At 37.0% G+C, this 3,000-nt stretch carries 2 protein-coding genes and 1 pseudogene; all 3 read right to left on the bottom strand.

What is annotated here, in order from left to right; translation table 11 throughout:
• Positions 1-233: 233 nt before the first annotated feature.
• The 3 genes and pseudogenes from PSF67_RS21880 to PSF67_RS21890 all read right to left on the bottom strand — a co-directional run bounded on the left by PSF67_RS21880 (position 234) and on the right by PSF67_RS21890 (position 2,458).
• Positions 234-623 (bottom strand): annotated as a pseudogene (locus tag PSF67_RS21880) (VOC family protein).
• Between the two features lie 317 nt (positions 624-940).
• Positions 941-1,228 carry a hypothetical protein gene (locus tag PSF67_RS21885; RefSeq protein WP_137019042.1) on the bottom strand — a complete coding sequence of 96 codons (288 nt, stop codon included), beginning with the start codon at positions 1,226-1,228 and terminating at the stop codon, positions 941-943.
• A gap of 657 nt (positions 1,229-1,885) precedes the next feature.
• Positions 1,886-2,458, bottom strand: a complete 573-nt coding sequence (locus tag PSF67_RS21890) for a cytochrome b/b6 domain-containing protein (protein ID WP_137019044.1) — start codon at positions 2,456-2,458, stop codon at positions 1,886-1,888.
• Between the last annotated feature and the right edge of the window lie 542 nt (positions 2,459-3,000).

Consider the following 3,000-nt stretch of genomic DNA (forward strand, 5'->3'; position numbering starts at 1 on the left):
CACTTTCGGAATAAATGTAGATTATCAATCAATCCCTTTGATTTTATTACACATAATAATCTAAGGTGTAAATTAGGTACAAGCTCAGGTACAAGCAAAACACGGGATACAAATCATTAAATGTCATTCTAAAGCGAACCTATCATGTCGTATATTGCTATATTTGAAATAATTAAATCCAATATTGCAGATAACGAAACACCAACCAGAGATATGATTAAGCGTGTAAAACACTAGCCCCATTTTCTATTTTGTAAAACGACTCTATACCCATCGCAATCACTGAAGGTTACTCCGTCAACATCTCAATATGGGTTAAATGATCTCACTCTATTAAATCCTGCATTATCCATTTTCAAACAAGCACTGAGCCACTCATCTCGATTGGGAATATACAGTACTAATAAATCCTCATTTGTAGGGGATGGTGATACAGGGTGCTCATGGCATTCAGTAAATTCAATATGCCATCCCAGATTTACGTTTCCTAGCATACATCCGCTGAAGCCATCATGATTTGAAAATGAGCCAATTATTTCTAGCCCTAATCCACGACTATACATTTCACTACTTTTTACTAAGTTGCTAACTGGCCTAGCTATTCGAAAGTGCTGAAAGCTCATGATTACCACCTTTTGTTTAAACTCTTACACGAGTTCAATTATTAATTAACTATCAGCCGATACTTGTCAAATCCTGAGCAATCAACCGAAAAATATATTTCATCTGATAGGCTACCCTCTTTAAGAGGTGAGGTTAATTTGTACTCCTCAATATGAAGTGTACAAAATAGAATAGGTAGGCTGGTGGACTTATTCGAACTGCCCCGATATTTTCGGGTTAGTTAAAGGTAGGCAACTAATTGTGGGTTAGCTTAAAGAGGTGAAATGCCCTCTTTAGATTTTTCGATTTCAAATCGACTTATTGATACTAACATTTACTAACAGGTAACTATCTGCGCCCCTGTTAGCTGATAACCATTAAACCATTCATAGCGACCTGTATCCGTGACTTTGTTTCCTTTCTGGCAGGTCATAAGCTCCAGCGCGTTAATATCGAATGCCACTATCTTTAACGGGTACGGGCTACGCTTGTCACTCTCAGCCTGAATAGTCATCGTGGCCATAACTTTACCTGTGGCTGTTTTAACTCGCTCAGGGGCTTTTATTACCGTTCCTGATGTGGTGATCCTGATTGATTTTGCTTTTCTCATTTCTGGTTTATTCATCTTGATACCATCACAATATAAGCTATTGGTTAAAATAAAATGCTGATGGGACTCTGGAAGATTGGGTAATAATTCCAATTTCTAGGGGTGATCTAAACGTCAATTTATCCATGATGATACGGGATAATCCCGTATGTAGATATAACCTATTGATTATACTTAATTCCGTTAAATCGACGGAATCAAAATATAACTGATTGATAACGTTTAATTCTGTCACAAAACCAGATTAACGCCCATTGGTCATCGTTTCAGTGACCAATGGTAAGAGGTGGCAACGCATTGTTTGCATTACGAGAGGTCACAGCGACCACTTGAAACATTAGGGTAACATCAGGGTTAACACCTTACCGTAACCTTACCGTTATCGACTTAATCCTCACCGTAATCTCACCGTTATTTATTGGCTTAATCCTCCCCGTAACATCCCCGTTTAACCTTGCCGTAATCTTGCCGTTTAATCGCGTTATACGGACCGTAATAGGACCGTTATTTTAGCTTTAGTCATTCATGTTCAGAGTAGATAAACTATTGATTTACTAAGTAACGCATATTTGCGTCACGGTAACTTATTAGCATCTACAGATTGCAACAAAATATCATTTAATGAATATGGGCGACTAATCACCCATATTGCCAATGAGGTATCAAGCAAACCTATTTATTTCTACTTTTTTTCCAAATTATAAAATGAATAATCCCTAAACCACCGTGACCATAAATATAAATCTCAATTAAAATTGTGAGTGATTTATGAATACTTCTAGCCTCTAAAGCAAGTGGTGACTGCTGTAACCATAGAATAAACCATGCAATACCAGACAAAATAACAATTGATAAAGCACCTAACCCTAACCCTTGAACTGTCGCGGCAAGCCCTTTAGGTGAGCTGTCTGGTAGCTTTTTAGCTAAAAGAGAGTTTATATCTTCTTTGATTTGCTTAAAGTCCCCCCAGAGATAGGGATAAAAATATCTAAACCCTCGCTGGTTAAAACATAACACGACTAAAAAGAACGTTAAGAAAAAAAGCACAAAACCTGAAACGATATGAATCCAAGTGAATAAATAAGTCTCGTCAAAAAACGGAACAACTACTGACTTAGTTCCCGTCATCCAATTACTCACAATGATTTGTGATATTACCAAAAGTAGAATTAACGCATGTAAAATTCTTATTTTTTTAGTCTGATAAAGCCCAAAAAAATCCCAAATCGATTTTAATATGCTCACAATGCTTCACCTTTTTTATAATATTTCTCACAGACACAATTTAATAGCTTATAACACTCTTGTTTATGGCTTTAAGTCCTAAGCGTAGAATATTTTATATGAAATATAGTTCACATCTACCAATTAATTACGACCATCCTTTTAAGATGATTACATTTATCGTTATGAGATGTTTTTATTATCAGTATGAAATTAATATTCAGAGGACAAAATTGTCCTGTGGGTATCGCAATGCTTATTTGCATTGTGGTTACTTTTGGTGGTTACCAAAGTGGTTACTTTTATCTCATGGCCATGATTAGAATATTGCCAGCCAGTGACGAGCCTCCAATTTCAGAGCCTCATGACTCCTTAATCTCAAGGAGTCCTATTTAACCGCCTTAAGTACCCTTGATATCAAGGCAACCTATTATCGTTTAGGTGCTGGCTTCGTCCTTTGGTAGGTAGGTGCTGTCATTCTCCGCCTGTGACGCTCTTTAGCCTGTATTGTCTGGGCTACACCTGTTCTAATTGCTAACCTATCGCGTCCATTGAGTGATTGT

It is taken from the genome of Providencia sp. PROV076 (genome assembly GCF_028483405.1).
Lineage (GTDB): Bacteria > Pseudomonadota > Gammaproteobacteria > Enterobacterales > Enterobacteriaceae > Providencia > Providencia huaxiensis.

Coding starts and splice junctions, on each gene's coding strand:
- PSF67_RS21885 (WP_137019042.1), bottom strand. CDS start 1,228: ATGAATAAACCAGAAATGAGAAAAGCAAAATCAATCAGGATCACCACA.